General features: G+C 73.2%; 11 protein-coding genes, 3 pseudogenes and 1 riboswitch. Of the genes and pseudogenes, 8 read left to right on the top strand and 6 right to left on the bottom strand.

What is annotated here, in order from left to right:
- Positions 1 to 105, top strand: a pseudogene (locus RNC47_RS33930) (IS982 family transposase); the annotation flags it as partial.
- A gap of 21 nt (positions 106 to 126) precedes the next feature.
- On the opposite strand, the pseudogene RNC47_RS33925 reads toward RNC47_RS33930, so the two are convergent.
- Positions 127 to 870 (bottom strand): annotated as a pseudogene (locus RNC47_RS33925) (GH12 family glycosyl hydrolase domain-containing protein); the annotation flags it as partial.
- Positions 871 to 1034: 164 nt separating this feature from the next.
- On the bottom strand, positions 1035 to 1751 hold the full coding sequence (gene aztA / locus RNC47_RS33920) for a zinc ABC transporter ATP-binding protein AztA (RefSeq protein ID WP_311604464.1): 717 nt from the start codon (positions 1749 to 1751) through the stop codon (positions 1035 to 1037).
- A gap of 61 nt (positions 1752 to 1812) precedes the next feature.
- Here aztA and aztB point away from each other — a divergent pair, with 61 nt between their 5' ends.
- From aztB to aztD, 4 genes and pseudogenes are all read left to right on the top strand, one after another.
- On the top strand, positions 1813 to 2679 hold the full coding sequence (gene aztB / locus RNC47_RS33915) for a zinc ABC transporter permease AztB (RefSeq protein WP_311604463.1): 867 nt from the start codon (positions 1813 to 1815) through the stop codon (positions 2677 to 2679).
- The gene (locus tag RNC47_RS33910; RefSeq protein ID WP_311604462.1) at positions 2676 to 3893 is read left to right on the top strand and encodes a hypothetical protein; all 1218 of its coding nucleotides are present in this window, start codon (positions 2676 to 2678) and stop codon (positions 3891 to 3893) included. The genes aztB and RNC47_RS33910 overlap by 4 nt, the downstream gene beginning before the upstream one ends.
- Entirely contained in the window at positions 3890 to 4813 is a 924-nt protein-coding gene (gene aztC, locus RNC47_RS33905) for a zinc ABC transporter substrate-binding protein AztC (protein ID WP_311604460.1), read from the top strand. Before RNC47_RS33910 ends, aztC begins: the two co-directional genes overlap by 4 nt.
- Before the next feature lie 46 nt (positions 4814 to 4859).
- A pseudogene (gene aztD / locus RNC47_RS33900) lies at positions 4860 to 6056 on the top strand (zinc metallochaperone AztD); the annotation flags it as partial.
- A 93-nt stretch (positions 6057 to 6149) separates the two neighbouring features.
- Here the strand turns inward: aztD and RNC47_RS33895 are convergent.
- Both RNC47_RS33895 and RNC47_RS33890 read right to left on the bottom strand, forming a co-directional pair.
- On the bottom strand, positions 6150 to 7559 hold the full coding sequence (locus tag RNC47_RS33895; protein WP_394814944.1) for an APC family permease: 1410 nt from the start codon (positions 7557 to 7559) through the stop codon (positions 6150 to 6152).
- A 218-nt stretch (positions 7560 to 7777) separates the two neighbouring features.
- Positions 7778 to 9118 (bottom strand): UDP-glucose dehydrogenase family protein, encoded by a 1341-nt coding sequence (locus RNC47_RS33890; protein ID WP_311604459.1) that lies wholly within the window; start codon positions 9116 to 9118, stop codon positions 7778 to 7780.
- Between the two features lie 134 nt (positions 9119 to 9252).
- Here RNC47_RS33890 and RNC47_RS33885 point away from each other — a divergent pair, with 134 nt between their 5' ends.
- Complete coding sequence (locus tag RNC47_RS33885) at positions 9253 to 10413, top strand: acyl-CoA dehydrogenase family protein (protein ID WP_311604466.1); 1161 nt, start codon at positions 9253 to 9255, stop codon at positions 10411 to 10413.
- Positions 10414 to 10485: 72 nt separating this feature from the next.
- On the opposite strand, the gene RNC47_RS33880 is transcribed toward RNC47_RS33885, so the two are convergent.
- On the bottom strand, positions 10486 to 11244 hold the full coding sequence (locus RNC47_RS33880; protein ID WP_311604457.1) for a TetR/AcrR family transcriptional regulator: 759 nt from the start codon (positions 11242 to 11244) through the stop codon (positions 10486 to 10488).
- 101 nt (positions 11245 to 11345) lie between these two features.
- Here RNC47_RS33880 and RNC47_RS33875 point away from each other — a divergent pair, with 101 nt between their 5' ends.
- On the top strand, positions 11346 to 12332 hold the full coding sequence (locus RNC47_RS33875; RefSeq protein ID WP_311604456.1) for an ATP-binding cassette domain-containing protein: 987 nt from the start codon (positions 11346 to 11348) through the stop codon (positions 12330 to 12332).
- On the top strand, positions 12329 to 13123 hold the full coding sequence (locus RNC47_RS33870; protein ID WP_311604455.1) for an ABC transporter permease: 795 nt from the start codon (positions 12329 to 12331) through the stop codon (positions 13121 to 13123). The genes RNC47_RS33875 and RNC47_RS33870 overlap by 4 nt, the downstream gene beginning before the upstream one ends.
- A gap of 97 nt (positions 13124 to 13220) precedes the next feature.
- Here RNC47_RS33870 and RNC47_RS33865 read toward each other — a convergent pair whose 3' ends face one another.
- The gene (locus RNC47_RS33865; protein WP_311604454.1) at positions 13221 to 13979 is read right to left on the bottom strand and encodes a M23 family metallopeptidase; all 759 of its coding nucleotides are present in this window, start codon (positions 13977 to 13979) and stop codon (positions 13221 to 13223) included.
- 5 nt (positions 13980 to 13984) lie between these two features.
- A riboswitch (cyclic di-AMP (ydaO/yuaA leader) is annotated at positions 13985 to 14156 on the bottom strand.
- Positions 14157 to 14489: the final 333 nt, after the last annotated feature.

Below are 14489 nucleotides of genomic sequence, written 5' to 3'. Positions count from 1 at the left end.
CTCGCCCGAATCGGCCAACGCATCCTCGCCCTGACCTGCGCCATCTGGCATAACCGCACCACCGGCCAGCCCATCACACGATCGCTGACCGCCTACGACCACTAACCATTAGGACTTACTCATCTAGTTGACGGAGGCCGAGAACGAGTTCACGGCGAGGCCCGCGCCGCCCTGCCAGGGTTCGAAGCCGGCCTGGATGCTGGTCAGGTACCAGGAGTTGGTGGCCATCCCGCGCGCGACGGCCACGTCGACGAAGTCCATGACGTCGAAGCTCCAGCTGCTGATCGCGGAGGGGGCGACGAAGGAGATCACCCGGTTGGAGCCGTTGCTGCCGGTCCACACCTCCCAGCTCCGGCCGCCCACGGTGGCAATGCCGCTCTGCGAGCCGATGGGCTGGATGGGGCCGACCCGGTTGAACCAGATCATGATCTCGGTCTGGTTGACGCCGTTGGTGCGGGGCGTCGGGTCGAGCCAGATGTCGTAGGAGGCGTTGTAGGTGGCGCCGCCGACATAGCCGTACGAGATGCTGCTCGGCGCGCTGCCGATGGTGGAGAGCTGGCGCGGCAGGTTGGTGCCGGGCGAGCAGTTGGCGTAGTGGCAGCCGACGTAGATCGACGGGTAGGACTTCGGCGGCCCGTCCGTGGGCACGGAGCCGTCGGCCCGGGTGAGCTGGAATCCGGTGCCGGTGACGTTGACGCACTGGGTCGCGCCGGTGCCCCAGCGGTTGTTCTGGACGGTGTAGCGCCCCTGGATGGTGGTCGTGCCGTACTGGTCGCAGATCTGGACGTCGGCGTGCGCGGCGGGCGCCGTCGTCAGCAGGGCGGCGAGCGTGCCCATGGTGGCCAGTGCCCAGCGCAGGCGGTTCCTCATGTCGTGCTGCTCCCTCGATCGAGTGGGGTACGGGTTCGGGGAGCGCTCCCAAGGCGATGCCGCGCCGGACTCTAGGGGCAACTCGGGTCGCTGACAAGCCTGAGCGCTCCGCTGGGCGCCCCTTCGGGGCAGCGTCGAACCGAAGCCGACGTCGCCCGACCCGCTCAGCGCCGCAGGCCAACGGCACGGGCCAGCGCCTCGGGGGTGAGGACGGCGGCGGGCGGGCCCTCGGCCAGCAGCCGGCCGTCGGCGAGCAGCAGGCAGTGGTCGGCGCGCAGCGCCTCGTCGAGGTCGTGGGTGGCTTGGACGACCGTGACGCCCCGCTCGGCGGCGTCGGCGAGGACGGCCGATATCCGGCGGGTGGCGGCCAGATCGACGCCGGCGGCCGGCTCGTCGAGGAGCAACAGCCGCGCGTCCTGGGCCAGTCCCTGGGCGACCAGGGCGCGTTGCCGCTGGCCGCCGGAGAGCTCGCCCAACTGCCGCCCGGCCAGGTCGAGCAGGCCGAGCCGGTCGAGGCAGTCGCGGACGACGGCGCGGTCCTGGCGGGTGAGGGGCCGCCAGGGGCCGCGGTGCGCCCAGCGCCCCATGGCGACGGCGTCGCGGACGGTGAGCGGCAACGCGTCGGCGGCGGCGCTGCGTTGCACCACGAGGGCCGGCCGGCGGCCGGCGTCCTCGTGCCGGGTGACGGACCCGGCGGTGGGGCGCAGCACGCCGGCGACGACGCCGAGCAGCGTGGACTTGCCCGCGCCGTTGGGGCCGACGACGGCGGTGCGGCCGGCGCGCGGCAGGCGGGCGGTGATGTCACGCAGCGCGGGCGGGCGGCGCGGGTAGCCGGCGGTGACGCCGCGCAGGGCGACCGCGTCGCGGCTCGTGGGTGGCATGACGGACCTCACTCCAGGCTCATTGACAATCATTTTCATTTTCATTGTATGGTCATGCGCCATGGAGTGGTTGTCCGATCCGTTCCAGGTGTCCTTTGTGCAACGGGCGCTCTGGGGCGGGATCCTCGTCTCGCTGATCTGCGCGCTCGCCGGCACCTGGGTGGTGCTGCGCGGGATGGCGTTCCTCGGCGACGCGATGTCGCACGGGATGCTGCCCGGCGTGGCCCTGGCCTCGCTGCTCGGCGGCAGCCCGCTGCTGGGGGCCGCGCTCAGCGCGGGCGCGATGGCGTTCGGCGTGACGGCGCTCGGCCGATCGCGCCGGCTCTCGACCGACACGGCGATCGGGCTGCTGTTCGCCGGGATGCTGGCCGCCGGCGTGATCATCGTCTCGCGCTCCCCGTCGTTCGCGGTGGACCTGACCGGGCTGCTCTTCGGCGACGTACTGGCGGTCAGGGACCGCGAACTCGGCTACCTGGCGGTCGCGTTGGCGGCCGCCACGGCGATCGCGGCGGCCGGCCACCGGTCGTTCACCGCGCTCGCCTTCGACGAGCGCAAGGCGCGGACGCTCGGGCTGCGGCCCGGCGTCGCGCGGGCGGCGCTGCTCGGCCTGGTGACGCTGGCGATCACCGCCTCCTTCCATGTGGTCGGCACGCTGCTGGTGTTCGGGCTGCTGATCGCGCCGCCGGCCGCGGCCGCGCTGTGGGCGCGGCGGATCCCGCTGATCATGCTGGGCGCCGCGCTGCTCGGCGGCGCGGCCACCTTCCTCGGGCTGCTGATCTCGTGGCACGCCGGCACGGCCGCCGGCGCCACCATCGCCGCGGTCGCGGTCGGCTGCTTCTTCCTCTCGGCGCTCGGCTCGGCCGTCGCCACCCGAACCACCCGAAACACCCGAACCACACGCAGGGAACAGGCAGGGCTCACCAGGTGATACGGAGACGACGGAGGCTGGCGCTGGCGGCGGTTCCGCTGCTGCTCGCGGCGTGCGGCGGCGGCGAGGGCGACGGTGCGCCGACCGAGGCCGGGGCGCCGAGCGACGAGGCGACGCCGCACGGCTATGTGGCGGGCGCCGAGGAGCTGGCGGAGCCGCAGCCCAGGCTGGTGCTGGCCGAGGCCGGCGGCGGCGAGGCGCGGGTGCTCGACCTGACCACCGAGGAGGTGACGCCGCTCGACGTCGCGGCTGACGGCCTGAACGGCCTCGCCGGCGACGGGCGTTACGGCTATCTGACCGCCGACGACGGCACCGTGACGGTGGTGGACGGCGGCGCGTGGACCGTGGACCACGGCGACCACGCGCACCACTACCGGACCGCGCCCAGCGTGGTGGGCGAGGTGCCGGGCGGCGCGGGCGAACTCCTCGGCGCCCACGCCGATCTCGCCGTCACCGCGCTGACCTACGCGGACGGCACGGTGGTGCTGCTCGACCGGGAGGCGCTGGACGGGGGCGAGATCGCCGAGCCGGCCAGGGTCGACGCGGGCGCGCCGGCCGCCGCCGTCCCGTTCGAGGGCCGGGTGCTGGTGCCGGGCGCCGAGGAGGTCGCGGTGTACGACCGGGCGGGCGCCCGGGTCGGAGCGGTCGCGGAGCCCTGTCCCGAGCCGGCCGGCGCGGCCGCCACCCGCTACGGCGTGGTGTTCGGCTGCGCGGACGGCGCGCTGCTCGTCCGCGCCGAAGGGGACGCGGACGAGGCGGAGTTGACCGCCGAGCCGATCCCCTACCCCGAGGGCACGGAGCCGGACGAGCGGGCCCGGGCGTTCGGACAGCGGCCGGGCAGCGGCACGCTGGTCGCGCCGGCCGGCGAGCGCGGCGTGTGGACCCTCGAACTCGCCGACCGCGCCTGGACGTTGACGGAGACCGGCCCGGTGCTCGCGGCAGCGGCGCCGGGCGACGGGGCCACCCTGCTCGCGCTGACGCCGGACGGCGCGCTACGCGCCTACGACCTCGGGGACGGCGCGGAGACGGCGGCGACCGAGCCGTTGACCGAGCCCGGCGCCGGCGCCGTCATCGAGGTGGACACCAGCCGCGCCTACGTCAACGACCCGGCGGCCGGCGTCGTCCACGAGATCGACTACGCCGACGACCTGCGGGTCTCCCGCACCCTCGCCCCGGGCCTGGCGCCCGAACTCCTCGTGGAGACGGGCCGATGAGGGCGCGAACGGCCGTGGCCGCGGCGCTCGCGCTGCTGCCGCTGGCCGGGTGCGCGCCGGGCGGCGGGGACGGTGGCTCGGGCGTGGTGGTCACCACCAACATCCTGGGCGACATCACCCGCCGGGTGGTCGGGGACGAGGCCGAGGTCACCGTGCTGATGGCGCCGGGCGCCGACCCGCACTCGTTCGGCGTCTCGGCCCGGCAGGCGGCCACGCTGGAGGACGCCGAACTGCTGGTGCACAACGGGCTCGGCCTGGAGGAGGGCGTGGCCCGCAACGTCGCGGCGGCCGACGAGGCGGGCGTGCCGACGCTGGCGGTGGCCGAGGAGGTCGACCCGCTGTCGTTCGGCGCGGACGCGGGTGCCGAGGAGGGCGAGCCCGATCCGCACTTCTGGACCGACCCGCTGCGGGTGCGGACGGCGGTCGACGCCATCGCGGACCGGGTCGTCGCCGAGGTCGCGGGCGTGGACGGGGCGGCGGTGCGGGCCAACGCGGCCGCGTACGCCGCCGAGTTGGAGGAGCTCGACGCCTGGATGACGGATCAGTTCGCGGCGATCCCCGACGGGCGGCGCCAACTGGTCACCAACCACCATGTCTTCGGCTACCTCGCCGACCGCTACGAGTTCACGGTGATCGGGGCCGTGGTGCCCAGCGGCACGACGCTCGCCTCGCCCAGCGCCTCCGACCTGGAGTCCTTGGCGACGGCGGTCGAGGAGGCCGGGGTGCCGGCGATCTTCGCGGACTCCTCGCAACCGGACCGGCTGGCCCGGGTGCTGGCCGAGGAGGCCGGCCTGCGGGTCGAGGTGGTCGAGCTGTTCTCCGAGTCCCTGACCGAGCCGGACGGGCCGGCCGGCACGTATCTCGCGCTGATGCGCGCCAACGCGGACGCCATCGCCGACGGTCTGTCCGGCGCGGCGTAGCCACCCGGTTTTCCCAACCCCCATCGACTGAGAAGGAGTTCGAACCATGGCCAGACATGCCTGGCACCGGCTGAGGAAGGCCGGCGTGGGGTTCACGGCCGCCGTGGCGGCGGCCTCGCTGTCCGCCTGCGGCGGCTCGACCGACGAGACGTCGTCGTCGTCCGACGCGGCGGCCGAGGAGACGCCGGCCGTGACCGTCGCCGACCCGCTGGTGGTCACCTACGACGGCGGTCTCCAGGTCATCGACGGCGAGACGTTCGAGGTCGCGGCGGACATCCCGCTCGACGGCTTCAACCGGATCAACCCGGCGGGCGACGACCGGCACGTGCTGGTGTCCACCTCGACCGGCTTCCGGGTCCTGGACGCGGCCGCCGGCGCGCTGACCGAACTGGAGTTCGCAGCCCCGCACCCCGGGCACGTGGTCCGGCACGCCGGCCGCACCGTGCTGTTCGCGGACGGCACGGGCGAGGTGACCAGCTTCGACCCGGGCGACCTGAACTCCGCCGAGCTGCCGGAGACCGAGACGTACCAGGCGGCCGACGCGCACCACGGCGTGGCGATCGAGCTGTCCAACGGCGAGTTGGTCGTGACGCTCGGCACCGAGGAGGAGCGCACCGGCATCCTCGTGCTCGACGAGAACGGGGAGGAGATCGCGCGCAGCGAGGAGTGCCCCGGCGTGCACGGCGAGTCCACGGCGCGGGGCGAGGCGGTGGTGGTCGGCTGCGAGGACGGCGCCGTCATCTACCGGGACGGCGAGATCACCAAGGTGGAGAGCCCGACCGAGTACGGCCGGATGGGCAACCAGGCCGGTTCCGACGCGTCGCCGATCGTCCTGGCGGACTACAAGCAGGACGCCGAGGCCGAGTTGGAGCGGCCGGAGGAGATCGCGTTGATCGACACCGAGACCGGCGACCTGCGACGGGTGGACCTGGGCACCAGCTACACCTTCCGCTCGCTGGCCCGCGGCCCCGAGGGCGAGGCGCTCGTCCTGGGCACCGACGGCGCGATCCACGTCATCGACCCGGAGTCGGCGGAGGTCACCCGCACCATCCCGGTGCTGGACGAGGAGTGGACCGAGCCGCTGGAGTGGCAGGCCCCCCGCCCGGCGATCTTCACCCGGGGCGGCACGGCCTACGTGACAGAGCCCGCCACCCGCGAACTCCACGCGGTCGACCTCGCCTCCGGCGAGATCACCGACTCGGTGACGCTGGAGGGCGTCCCGAACGAGCTGAGCGGCGTCGTTCCGGGGCACTGTGGCGTCGGTGGGGTGGGGGGAGCGGGCTGTGCCCGCTCCCCCCACCCCCCACGGCGCCTCCACCAGCGGTGGTCCGCCCCGTCAGGACCGGTCGGCTTCGGCCGTGGCGCGCGCCTTCAGGGCCCGGTTGGCCAGCCAGACGCAGCCCCACAGGGCGACGCCGAGCAGCATCAGCCAGCCGGCGACCCGGTAGTCGTCGCCGGAGCGGCCGGAGAGCGGGGTGGCCAGGTAGGCGCAGAGCACCGCGCCGATGACCGGGAGGGCGGTGGGGGCGCGGAAGTGGCGGTGGGCGACGCGGTCGCGCCGCAGCACGAGCACCGCCACGTTGACGATGGTGAAGACGCAGAGCAGCAGCAGCGACGTCGTGCCGCCGAGCGCCGTCAGGTCGGCGTAGCCGATGAGCAGGAACGCCAGCAGGGTGGTGAAGGTGATGGCGACCCACGGGGTGCGGCGGCCCGGCAGCAGCCGGCCGAGGGGCGCGGGGAGGCAGCGTTCCCTGGCCATGCCGTAGAGCAGTCGGCTGGCCATCAGCATGTTGATGAGCGCCGAGTTGGAGACCGCGAACATCGTGATCCAGGCGAACAGGTCGATCGGGAATCCGGGCGCGCCGGCCTGGACCACCCGCAGCAGCGGCGTTTCCCCCTCGCCCAACTCGGCCGGTTCCACCAGCGCGACACTGGCGATGGCGACCAACACGTAAATCGCACCCGTCACACACAGGCCGATCAGCATCATGCGCGGAAAGGTCCGAACGGGGTCCTTCGTCTCCTCCGCCATGTTCACCGAATCCTCAAATCCGACCATCGCGAAAAAGGCGAGCGCGGTCGCGGCGGTCACGGCACCGAACGCCGTTTCGCCACCTGTCGTGTCGAACTCGGTGACGCGGGAGAATTCGCCCTTTCCCTGCAGCACCGCCCACGCGCCGACCCCGATCACGATGAGCAGTCCGGAGAGTTCGACGGCGGTGAGCGCCACGTTGGCCTTGACGCTCTCGCCCACGCCGCGCAGGTTCACCAGGCTGATGGCCGCCATGAAGGCGAGCGCGATGACCATGGCGATCCGGCCGGTGTCGCCGTCCACGTCCAGCGCGGACAGCAGGTTGGCGGCGAAGGCCTTGGAGGCCGAGGAGGCCGAGGTCAGGCCCGAGCACATCACCGCGAAGGTCACCAGGAAGGTGAGGAAGTGGATGCCGAAGGCCCGGTGTGAGTAGGCGGCCGCGCCGCCCGCGCGTGGGTATTTGGTGACGAGTTCGAGATAGCTGGTGGCGGTCAGCAAAGCCACCGTGAAGGCGAGGAGAAACGGCAGCCACACCGCGCCGCCGACCTCCGCGGCGACCCGCCCGGTCAGCGCGTAGACGCCGGTGCCGAGAATGTCCCCCACGATGAAGAGCAGGAGCAACCCCGGCCCCATCACCCGCTTGAGTTCCGTGCCGCCTTCCGCCTCCGGCGGATTCGCGCTGGTCGGTGGTTTCGTCCCCGTGATCTCTGGCATGCGGGGACGATAGCGTCAGCGCACCGTCAATTGGCCGGTGTTGAGGAACTATTGAGGAAAGCGGAGCCGAGCGGCGCCGTGGCGGCCCAGTACCGGGTTTGCCGAGCCCGTCGGGGACGCTGGGCATGACGCCCGGCGGCTCCGCAGCCGGGCGACCAGCCGCGGCGCCGACTCGTGAGCCGCCCCGCGACCGCCCGCCGGTTCTCCAAGCGGAGCGGTCACGCCGTGGGTCGGCCGAGCGCCCGGTAGGTCCAGCCGGACTTGCGCCACAACACCGGGTCGAGCGCGTTGCGGCCGTCGAGGATCTGCCGGTCGGCGACGAGCTCGCCGAGGGCCGCCGGGTCCAGCTCGCGGAACTCCCGCCACTCCGTGAGGTGCAGCACGGCGTGCGCGCCGCGCGCCGCCTCGGCGGCGGACTCGGCGTAGCGCAGGGTGGGGAAGACCCGCCGGGCGTTCTCCATGCCCTTGGGGTCGTAGACGGTGATCTCGGCGCCCTGGAGGTGGAGCTGGCCGGCGATGTTGAGCGCCGGGGAGTCCCGCACGTCGTCCGAGTCGGGCTTGAAGGCGGCGCCGAGCACCGCGACCCGCTTGCCGAGCAGCGAGCCGCCCAGCGTCTCCCTGGTGAGCTCGACCATGGCGGCGCGGCGGCGCATGTTGATGGAGTCGATCTCGCGGAGGAACGACAGCGCCTCGGCGGCGCCGAGCTCACCGGCGCGGGCCATGAAGGCGCGGATGTCCTTGGGCAGGCAGCCGCCGCCGAAGCCGATGCCGGCGCGCAGGAACTTGCGGCCGATGCGGTCGTCGTGGCCGAGGGCCTCGGCCAGCGTGACGACGTCGCCGTCGGCGGCCTCGCAGATCTCCGCCATGGCGTTTATGAACGAGATCTTGGTGGAGAGGAAGGCGTTGGCCGCCGTCTTGACCAGCTCGGCGGTCGGCAGGTCGGCGACGATGAAGGGGGTGCCGGCGGCCAGCGGGGTGGCGTAGACCTCGCGCAGCAGCGTCTCGGCACGCTCGCTGGTGACGCCGACCACGATCCGGTCCGGGCGCAGCGTGTCCTCGACGGCGAAGCCCTCGCGCAGGAACTCCGGGTTCCACGCCAGCTCGGCGGCCTCGCCCGCCGGGGCGAGCTCGGCGAGCCTGCGGGCCAGCCGGGCGGCGCTGCCGACCGGCACGGTGGACTTGCCGACGACCAGGGCCGGGCGGTCCAGGTGGGGGGCGAGGGCGTCGACGGCCGCGTCGACGTAGCTCATGTCGCAGGCGTACTCGCCCGGCTTCTGCGGGGTGTTGACGCAGACGAAGTGGACGTCGCCGAAGGTGGCGACCTCGGCGGGCGAGTCGGTGAAGGAGAGCCGGCCGGTGGATCCCGGCAGCCCGGTGACGTGCCGGCGCAGCAGCTCGTCGAGGCCCGGCTCGTACATCGGGGCCTCGCCGCGCCTGAGCCGGTCGAGCTTCTCCGGGAGCACGTCGAGGCCGAGCACCTCGAAGCCGAGCTCGGCCATGGCCGCCGCGTGGGTGGCGCCGAGGTATCCGAGGCCGATGACCGTGATCTTCGGAGACATGGCAACGAGCATAGCCCGCGACGATGTCCGCCGGTTGTCGGGAAGCCCACCTGTCGGCGGCGGCCGTGGCGGCCTACGATGCATGTTACTTAACGGTCATTAGCATGCCGCTCGTCGCGAGGGAGTTGGGTCACGTGGCAGGAGACGCGGATTTCGATCTGTACCGCCCGGCGGAGGAGCACGAGATGCTCCGCGAGTCGGTCCGCGCGCTGGCCGAGGCGAAGATCGGCCCGCACGCGGCCGAGGTGGACGAGGAGGGCCGCTTCCCGCAGGAGGCGCTCGACGCGCTGGTGGGCAGCGACCTGCACGCCGTGCACGTGCCCGAGGAGTTCGGCGGCGCGGGCGCCGACGCGCTGGCGACGGTGATCGTGATCGAGGAGGTGGCGCGGGTCTGCGCCTCGTCCTCGCTGATCCCGGCGGTCAACAAGCTGGGCTCGCTGCCGCTGATGCTGTCCGGCTCCCAGGAGCTCAAGGCCCGCTACCTGACGCCGCTGGCCAGGGGCGAGGCGATGTTCTCCTACTGCCTGTCGGAGCCCGACGCCGGCTCGGACGCGGGCGGCATGAAGACCAGGGCGGTGCGGGACGGCGACCACTACGTGCTCAACGGCGTCAAGCGCTGGATCACCAACGCGGGCGTCTCCGACTACTACACGGTGATGGCCGTGACCGACCCGGAGAAGCGCACCAGGGGCGGGATCTCGGCGTTCGTGGTGGAGAAGGGCGACGCGGGCGTGTCCTTCGGCGCGCCGGAGAAGAAGCTCGGCATCAAGGGCTCGCCGACCCGCGAGGTCTACCTGGACAACGTGCGGATCCCGGCCGACCGGATGATCGGCGCGGAGGGCACCGGCTTCGCCACCGCGATGCGCACGCTGGACCACACGAGGATCACCATCGCGGCGCAGGCGCTCGGCATCGCGCAGGGCGCGCTGGACTACGCCAAGGGGTATGTCCGCGAGCGCAGGCAGTTCGGCAGGCCGGTCGCGGACTTCCAGGGCGTGCAGTTCATGCTGGCCGACATGGCGATGAAGCTGGAGGCGGCCCGCCAGCTCACCTACGCGGCGGCCGCCAGGTCGCAGCGCGAGGACACGGACCTGACGTTCTTCGGGGCGGCGGCCAAGTGCTACGCCTCGGACGCGGCGATGGAGATCACCACCGACGCGGTCCAGCTGCTCGGCGGCTACGGCTACACCCGCGACTACCCGGTGGAGCGGATGATGCGGGACGCCAAGATCACCCAGATCTACGAAGGCACGAACCAGGTCCAGCGGATCGTGATGGCCCGCAACCTGCCCTGACCCTCCGTTCGCTCCCCGATCGTTCCCCGACGGCGGCGGCGCCCGGCGCCGCCGCCGTCGGCGTCTCCGCCGTCAGACGGCCTGGCGGGTGCGCATCAGGGCGGCCACGCCGTCCAGGATGAAGTCCACGGCGTAGACGAAGTCCTCCTCGGGGCCGCGCTCGTCGTCCTGGTTGACGGCCGCCATCACCCGGGCGATCGTCGGGTAGTCGCCGGAGGCGGCGGCCCGCGTCAGCAGCCGGCGGTAGACCCCGTCCCAGTCGGCGTAGTCGACGCCGGTGCGGGGGGTCGCCCGGCTCATCGTCAGCTGCTGGCGCACCTCGGTGAGCACGTGGCCGCTGAGGATGGTCAGCACGCCCATCATGTCGTCCTCGGTGAGCGGGGTGTCCGCCATGGTGGAGAGCGCGGCCTCCATCCAGGCGAGGTTGTTGGGGCCCATCGGCGGCGCCCCGATGGGCACGTCGAGCATCCAGGGCCTGGCCAGCAGCACCCGGCGCATGTCCCCGGCGTAGGCGGAGAGGCCGCCCCGCCAGTCGTCCGGCCAGGCGGCGGTGTCGGGCCGGCCGGACGCCACGTCGAACATCAGGTCGAGCAGATCGTCCTTGCTCGGCACATAGGTGTAGAGCGACATCGTCGTCACGCCGACCCGCTCCGCCACCCGCCGCATCGAGACGGCGCCGAGCCCCTCGGCGTCGGCGATCTCGACCGCCGCCGTGACGACCCGGTCCACGCTGAGCGTGCCGCGCGGACCCCGGCTGCCTTCCGACCGGGTGCGCCACAGCAGGTCCATCAGGTACTCCGGGTCCCGCCGTCCGCGTCGCTCGGCAGCCATCCCTCTCCTCGTCGGTCCAGTCGTCGCTTGACACGATCCTAGAACCTTGTACGGTGTACAGCGAAACTCTACGGTGTACAAGGTTATGAGGGGGAGCGGCAGTGACCGACCACGCCATAGCGGCCGAGGGGCTGCGCAAGCGCTACGGGGGGAGCCCGGGCCACCAGGCCCTCGACGGCCTCGACCTGACCGTGCCGGCCGGCACGGTCTACGGCCTGCTGGGGCCGAACGGCGCCGGCAAGACGACGACCGTCCGGGCGCTGGCCACGCTGCTGCGCTACGACGCCGGCCGGGCCACCGTTCGCGGACACGACGTGGCCCGCCGGCCGGAGCGGGTGCGCGAGGTGATCGGCCTCACCGGGCAGTACGCGGCGGTCGACGAGCTGCTCAGCGGCCGGCAGAACCTGGTGATGTTCGGCCGTCTCTTCAAGCTCGGCCCGCGCACGGCGCGCCGCCGGGCCGACGAACTGCTCGAACGCTTCGGCCTGACCGAGGCGGCGGGCCGCAACGCCGGGCAGTACTCGGGCGGCATGCGGCGCCGCCTCGACCTGGCCGCCAGCCTGGTCCGCACGCCCGAGGTGCTGTTCCTCGACGAGCCGACCACCGGGCTCGACCCGCGCAGCCGCAACCAGGTGTGGGACGCCGTCCGTTCGCTGGTCGCGTCCGGCACCACCGTGCTGCTCACCACCCAGTACCTGGAGGAGGCCGACCAGTTGGCCGAGCGGATCGCCGTCATCGACGCCGGCCGGGTGGTGGCCGAGGGCACCCCCGACACGCTCAAGGGGCTGATCGGCGGCGACCGGGTGGAGGTCGTCGCCCGGCACCGGGACCAGCTGGCGGCGGTGGCCGCGCTCGTGGCCCGGGTCGGGGACGGGCGGCCGCCCGAGATCGACACGGACACCCGGCGGGTCAGCGTGGCCGTCCGGGACCGGGTGACCGCGCTGACCGACGTGGTCGCCGCGCTGCGCGGCGCCGGCCTCGCCGTCGAGGACATCGGCACCAGGCGGCCCACCCTGGACGAGGCGTTCCTGCACCTCACGGGCGAGCGCGGGCGGCACGGCGCGGCACGGGCGGAGGTGGCGGCATGAGCAGGCCGAACGCGGCCGTCGCGGACGGCTGGATCATGACCCGCCGGAACATGGCCCACCTGGCGCGCAGCCCGGAGGAGTTGATCCTCTACTTCGCGCTGCCGATCATGTTCGTGCTGGTCTTCGGCTACGTCTTCGGCAGCGGCATGTCGGTGCCGGGCGGCGGCGACTACCGGGAGTTCCTGCTGCCCGGCGTGTTCGCCATGACCATGCTCTACGGGATGGGCGCCACCGGCTCGGCGGTCGCCGTCGACGCCGGGCGCGGCGTCATGGACCGCTTCCGCTCGATGCCGGTGGCCCGCACCGCGCTGCTCACCGGGCGCGCGGCGGCCGACCTGATGCGGGCGGCGCTGGAGATGACGGTGCTCGTGGTCTGCGGCCTGCTGGTGGGCTGGGAGTGGCACCGGGGCCTCGGGCGGGCGCTGCTGGCCGTGGCGCTGGTGCTGGCGCTGCGGGTGGCGTTCACCTGGATCGGGATCTACCTGGGGCTGCTCCTGCGGAACCCGGACACGGTGAGCACGGCGGTGTTCCCGCTGGCGTTCCCGCTGACCGCGCTCTCCAACGTCTTCGTCGCGCCGGAGATGATGCCGGGCTGGCTGGGCACCGTCGCGGAGTGGAACCCGCTCTCGGCGACGGTCAGCGCGATCCGCGAGCTCTTCGGCAACCCGGGCCTCGGCGGCGACTCGTGGGCCACCGACCACGCGCTGGCGTTGGCCATCGCCTGGCCGGCGCTGCTGACGGCGGTCTTCGCGACGCTGGCGATCCGCGCCTACCTGCGGCTCGGGGACTGACGGGGGGAACGGGGGCGGGGGGGAAGGGGACAGGGCCCCGCCGGCGAGGGGGAAGGTGCGCGGCGGGGCCCTGTCGCATGAGGGCGGCTCGAACGGCTCAGATGCTGACGCCGTGCTCCCTGAGGTAGGCCAGCGGGTCGATGTCCGAACCGTAGTCCGGGCCGGTGCGCACCTCGAAGTGCAGGTGCGGACCCGTGGAGTTGCCGGTGGAGCCCGACAGGCCGATCTGGTCGCCCGTCGAGACGGTCTGGCCGGCGCTCACGGAGATCGACGACAGGTGCGCGTACTGGCTGTAGCGGCCGTCGGCGTGCCGGATGACGACCTCGTTGCCGTAGGAGTTGACCGTGCCGGCGCTGACCACCTCGCCCGAGGTGACCGCGGCGACCGGGGTGCCGGAGGCGACGGGGAAGTCGACGCCGGTGTGGTGCCCGGAGGACCACACCGAGCCCGCGACGCCGTAGGCGGTGCCGAGCGGTCCCGAGACCGGCGCGGTGTAGTCGCCGGCCGGGGCTTCGGCGGCGGTCTGGTCGGCCGGCGCGGACTGGGTGGAGACGGCGGCATCCTCGTCGAGGACGAGCTCCAGGCCCGGCGTGATCAGCCGCGGGTCGTCGCCGACGACGTCCCGGTTGGCCTCGTACAGGGCCTGCCAGCCGCCGTCGACGTCGTGCTCGGCGGCGATCTCGTAGAGGGTGTCGCCCGCCTTGACCTCATAGGTCTCGGCCGAGGCGGCGTGGGCGGTGCCGGAGGCGACCAGGGGCAGGACGATGCCGGCTCCGCCGGCGGAGAGCATCAGGGAGATGCGCGATATGTGCCGGGCGCGGGCGCGCTGACGGCGGTGACGTCCGCGTGCGGACATGGCTGTGCTCCTCCTCCAGACGCCTACGAGGTGAGCTGTCGGGTTCGGGCCGGAGTCGCCCGGCCACGACCGAAGGTCGTTCGGCGGTGGCTTCACCCCAAGCCGGCGTCCTGGGCGGACGGCCGGCGCGAGATTGGGTCCCCCGCTCCTGCCATGTGGAAGTGGTGCCACGACCGCCTCCGGTGGCAGGACTCGGCGTCCGGGAGCGGCTCGCCACGGGATCGCGGCGCGGGATGACGGTAAGCCGAGGCGTTCGGACAGGACAAGAAACGGGGTTCCGTCCCGGTGTGACGGGGAATACCGCGACTTTTCGATCATCACCGAACGGAGCCTCGCAGGTGCGGGGCGTAACCGACGGGCAGGGCGGGCTGCGCGCAACTCCACGCGGGCGAGGCCGAGTTGGGTCGGCACGTCGGGGCGCGCCCCGGGAGGGCCCCCCCGCCCACCCACCCCCGACGTGACCTCGGTCACGACCCGAATCACCGGCGGCGACTATCGACCACCTTGCCC

The sequence above is a fragment of the Streptomyces millisiae genome (assembly GCF_031845425.1).
In the GTDB taxonomy this organism is placed as follows: Bacteria; Actinomycetota; Actinomycetes; order Streptomycetales; family Streptomycetaceae; genus Streptomyces; species Streptomyces millisiae.
This window is presented reverse-complemented; position numbering and strand designations above follow the sequence as displayed.